The sequence below is a fragment of the Acinetobacter harbinensis genome (assembly GCF_000816495.1).
Lineage (GTDB): Bacteria > Pseudomonadota > Gammaproteobacteria > Pseudomonadales > Moraxellaceae > Acinetobacter > Acinetobacter harbinensis.
On sequence record NZ_JXBK01000001.1, the window covers coordinates 1,060,062 to 1,065,463 of the forward strand.

Genomic DNA, 5,402 nt, shown 5'->3' on the forward strand with positions numbered 1-5,402 from the left:
AAATTATTTTCATTGATTGAATGGTAGAAATTACTCGAAGTTTATTTGAGAAAGATTTGTCAGACAATTGATGAGCCAAGATTGGTGCCCTTTAAGGCACTAGAAATGATATTTAACTGAAGAGTTTGATCATGGCTCAGATTGAACGCTGGCGGCAGGCTTAACACATGCAAGTCGAGCGGGGAAGAGTAGCTTGCTACTTAACTTAGCGGCGGACGGGTGAGTAATACTTAGGAATCTACCTAATAGTGGGGGACAACATCTCGAAAGGGATGCTAATACCGCATACGCCCTACGGGGGAAAGCAGGGGACTCTTCGGAGCCTTGCGCTAATAGATGAGCCTAAGTCGGATTAGCTAGTTGGTGGGGTAAAGGCCTACCAAGGCGACGATCTGTAGCGGGTCTGAGAGGATGATCCGCCACACTGGGACTGAGACACGGCCCAGACTCCTACGGGAGGCAGCAGTGGGGAATATTGGACAATGGGGGGAACCCTGATCCAGCCATGCCGCGTGTGTGAAGAAGGCCTTTTGGTTGTAAAGCACTTTAAGCGAGGAGGAGGCTCCCAGTATTAATACTACTGGAGAGTGGACGTTACTCGCAGAATAAGCACCGGCTAACTCTGTGCCAGCAGCCGCGGTAATACAGAGGGTGCAAGCGTTAATCGGATTTACTGGGCGTAAAGCGTGCGTAGGTGGCCAATTAAGTCAAATGTGAAATCCCCGAGCTTAACTTGGGAATTGCATTCGATACTGGTTGGCTAGAGTATGGGAGAGGATGGTAGAATTCCAGGTGTAGCGGTGAAATGCGTAGAGATCTGGAGGAATACCGATGGCGAAGGCAGCCATCTGGCCTAATACTGACACTGAGGTACGAAAGCATGGGGAGCAAACAGGATTAGATACCCTGGTAGTCCATGCCGTAAACGATGTCTACTAGCCGTTGGGGTCTTTGAGACTTTAGTGGCGCAGCTAACGCGATAAGTAGACCGCCTGGGGAGTACGGTCGCAAGACTAAAACTCAAATGAATTGACGGGGGCCCGCACAAGCGGTGGAGCATGTGGTTTAATTCGATGCAACGCGAAGAACCTTACCTGGTCTTGACATAGTAAGAACTTTCCAGAGATGGATTGGTGCCTTCGGGAGCTTACATACAGGTGCTGCATGGCTGTCGTCAGCTCGTGTCGTGAGATGTTGGGTTAAGTCCCGCAACGAGCGCAACCCTTTTCCTTATTTGCCAGCGGGTTAAGCCGGGAACTTTAAGGATACTGCCAGTGACAAACTGGAGGAAGGCGGGGACGACGTCAAGTCATCATGGCCCTTACGACCAGGGCTACACACGTGCTACAATGGTCGGTACAAAGGGTTGCTACCTAGCGATAGGATGCTAATCTCAAAAAGCCGATCGTAGTCCGGATTGGAGTCTGCAACTCGACTCCATGAAGTCGGAATCGCTAGTAATCGCGGATCAGAATGCCGCGGTGAATACGTTCCCGGGCCTTGTACACACCGCCCGTCACACCATGGGAGTTTGTTGCACCAGAAGTAGGTAGTCTAACCGCAAGGAGGACGCTTACCACGGTGTGGCCGATGACTGGGGTGAAGTCGTAACAAGGTAGCCGTAGGGGAACCTGCGGCTGGATCACCTCCTTAACGAAAGATTGACGATTGGTAAGAATCCACAACAAGTTGTTCTTCATACGATGTATCTGAGGGTCTGTAGCTCAGTTGGTTAGAGCACACGCTTGATAAGCGTGGGGTCACAAGTTCAAATCTTGTCAGACCCACCAATCTAACGAACTTAAAGATTGATGAAGCAATTCATTGAACTTGAGTAACAGATAAACAGATAGATCAAATCTAATGATAGCTGGGGACTTAGCTTAGTTGGTAGAGCGCCTGCTTTGCACGCAGGAGGTCAACGGTTCGACTCCGTTAGTCTCCACCAAATTTCAAGATCAGAAAAGCATGCTTTTCCTTGAAATTTAAGCAAGAAGCTTTGCTTCGCGCAGACTATAAGTCTATAGATTATAGAACTTAATAAAAGAAACCTAGTGTTTAAGTTTATTAAGTTCTGTGATTTATCACAGCGTTAAACATGACCTGACGAAGGCATGTTAACTCATTAACAGATTGGCAAATTTGAGTTGAAATAATTGTTTAACTCAGAACTGATTTTGAATTCAGTTTTAATCGATTGTCACTATTTATAGTGATGTGAGGTTAAAGTTGAATGAAGATAAAGAACTGAGCACTAGCGAATTAACTGAATCAAGCGTTTTGGTAATATTAAGATTGAAGCTGTACCGTGCTTAAGTGCACAAGACTTTGAACGATAAGTTGTAAACACTCACTTGTAGGTGTTGACGACTGTTTGGGGTTGTATAGTCAAGTAATTAAGTGCATGTGGTGGATGCCTTGGCAGTCAGAGGCGATGAAAGACGTAATAGCCTGCGAAAAGCTCCGGGGAGGCGGCAAATATCCTGTGATCCGGAGATTTCTGAATGGGGAAACCCACTTACCATAAGGTAGGTATTGCATGATGAATACATAGTCATGCAAAGCGAACGGGGGGAAGTGAAACATCTCAGTACCCCTAGGAAAAGAAATCAATTGAGATTCCCTTAGTAGCGGCGAGCGAACGGGGACCAGCCCATTAAGTTATCTAAGTTCTAGTGGAATGCTCTGGGAAGTGCAACCATAGTGGGTGATAGTCCTGTACACGAAAGGGCTTAGATAATGATGTCGAGTAGGGCGAGGCACGTGAAACCTTGTCTGAATATGGGGGGACCATCCTCCAAGGCTAAATACTCCTGACTGACCGATAGTGAACCAGTACCGTGAGGGAAAGGCGAAAAGAACCCCTGTGAGGGGAGTGAAATAGATCCTGAAACCGCATGCATACAAGCAGTGGGAGCCGACTTGTTCGGTGACTGCGTACCTTTTGTATAATGGGTCAGCGACTTATATTCAGTAGCGAGGTTAACCGTATAGGGGAGCCGTAGAGAAATCGAGTCTTAATAGGGCGCATTAGTTGCTGGGTATAGACCCGAAACCAGGTGATCTATCCATGAGCAGGTTGAAGGTTGGGTAACACTAACTGGAGGACCGAACCCACCGTCGTTGAAAAGCCGGGGGATGACTTGTGGATAGGGGTGAAAGGCTAATCAAACTTGGTGATAGCTGGTTCTCCCCGAAAGCTATTTAGGTAGCGCCTCGGACGAATACCATTGGGGGTAGAGCACTGTTTCGGCTAGGGGGTCATCCCGACTTACCAAACCGATGCAAACTCCGAATACCAATGAGTACTATCCGGGAGACAGACTGCGGGTGCTAACGTCCGTAGTCAAGAGGAAAACAATCCAGACCGCCAGCTAAGGCCCCAAAATTATAGTTAAGTGGGAAACGATGTGGGAAGGCATAGACAGCTAGGAGGTTGGCTTAGAAGCAGCCATCCTTTAAAGAAAGCGTAATAGCTCACTAGTCGAGTCGGCCTGCGCGGAAGATGTAACGGGGCTAAAACTATATGCCGAAGCTGCGGATTTACAATTTATTGTAAGTGGTAGGGGAGCGTTCTGTAAGCCGATGAAGGTGGATTGAGAAGTCTGCTGGAGGTATCAGAAGTGCGAATGCTGACGTGAGTAACGACAATGCGAGTGAAAAACTCGCACGCTGAAAGACCAAGGGTTCCAGTCCAACGTTAATCGGGGCTGGGTGAGTCGACCCCTAAGGCGAGGCCGAGAGGCGTAGTCGATGGGAAATTGGTTAATATTCCAATACTTCTGTGTAATGCGATGAGAGGACGGAGAAGGTTAAGTCAGCCTGGCGTTGGTTGTCCAGGTGAAAGGCAGTAGGCATGCATCTTAGGCAAATCCGGGGTGCTCTATGCTGAGAGCTGATAGCAAGCTGTACTTGTACAGTGAAGTGGCTGATACCATACTTCCAAGAAAAGTCTCTAAGCTTCAGTTACACAGGAATCGTACCCTAAACCGACACAGGTGGTCAGGTCGAGTAGACCAAAGCGCTTGAGAGAACTCTGCTGAAGGAACTAGGCAAAATGGTACCGTAACTTCGGGAGAAGGTACGCTGCCGACGGTGATTCCCCTCGCGGGATGAGCGGTTGGCAGCCACAGAAACCAGGCCGCTGCAACTGTTTATTAAAAACATAGCACTCTGCAAACACGAAAGTGGACGTATAGGGTGTGATGCCTGCCCGGTGCTGGAAGGTTAATTGATGGGGTTAGCGTAAGCGAAGCTCTTGATCGAAGCCCCAGTAAACGGCGGCCGTAACTATAACGGTCCTAAGGTAGCGAAATTCCTTGTCGGGTAAGTTCCGACCTGCACGAATGGCATAATGATGGCGGCGCTGTCTCCAGCAGAGACTCAGTGAAATCGAAATCGCCGTGAAGATGCGGTGTACCCGCGGCTAGACGGAAAGACCCCGTGAACCTTTACTGCAGCTTGACATTGAACTTTGATCTTACTTGTGTAGGATAGGTGGGAGGCTTTGAAACTTGGACGCTAGTTCAAGTGGAGCCAATCTTGAAATACCACCCTGGTAATATTGAGGTTCTAACTCTGCTCCATAATCTGGAGCGAGGACCATGTCTGGTGGGTAGTTTGACTGGGGCGGTCTCCTCCTAAAGAGTAACGGAGGAGTACGAAGGTGCGCTCAGCGTGGTCGGAAATCACGCGTAGAGTATAAAGGCAAAAGCGCGCTTAACTGCGAGACCCACAAGTCGAGCAGGTACGAAAGTAGGTCTTAGTGATCCGGTGGTTCTGTATGGAAGGGCCATCGCTCAACGGATAAAAGGTACTCTGGGGATAACAGGCTGATACCGCCCAAGAGTTCATATCGACGGCGGTGTTTGGCACCTCGATGTCGGCTCATCTCATCCTGGGGCTGAAGCAGGTCCCAAGGGTATGGCTGTTCGCCATTTAAAGAGGTACGCGAGCTGGGTTTAGAACGTCGTGAGACAGTTCGGTCCCTATCTACCGTGGGCGTTGGAAATTTGAGAGGATCTGCTCCTAGTACGAGAGGACCAGAGTGGACGAACCTCTGGTGTACCGGTTGTCACGCCAGTGGCATCGCCGGGTAGCTATGTTCGGAAGGGATAACCGCTGAAAGCATCTAAGCGGGAAGCCTTCCTCAAGATAAGATTTCCCAAGGACTATATGTCCTCTAAAGAGCCGTTGAAGACTACAACGTTGATAGGTTGGATGTGGAAGTGCAGTGATGCATGAAGCTGACCAATACTAATTACTCGTGAGGCTTGACTATACAACACCCAAACAGTTGTATGACTTCACTTAATATCCAAATATAACTTGATTTAGTTAATCAAACGCTAGACAATATTCAACTCAAACAGCCCAATCTGTTCAAGATTTGGAAAAAGCAA

The 5,402-nt window shown here is 48.4% G+C and carries 2 tRNA genes and 2 rRNA genes; all 4 read left to right on the forward strand.

Going from position 1 to position 5,402, the window contains the following annotated elements:
- Window positions 1-113: 113 nt before the first annotated feature.
- Window positions 114-1,653, forward strand: a 16S ribosomal RNA gene (locus SE27_RS04920).
- 60 nt (window positions 1,654-1,713) lie between these two features.
- Window positions 1,714-1,790, forward strand: a tRNA-Ile gene (locus SE27_RS04925).
- Window positions 1,791-1,872: 82 nt separating this feature from the next.
- Window positions 1,873-1,948 (forward strand) — tRNA-Ala (locus tag SE27_RS04930).
- 438 nt (window positions 1,949-2,386) lie between these two features.
- Window positions 2,387-5,281: ribosomal RNA gene (locus tag SE27_RS04935) — 23S ribosomal RNA — on the forward strand.
- Together the 16S and 23S rRNA genes with 2 tRNA genes alongside form the textbook arrangement of a ribosomal RNA operon.
- The last annotated feature ends 121 nt before the right edge of the window (window positions 5,282-5,402 follow it).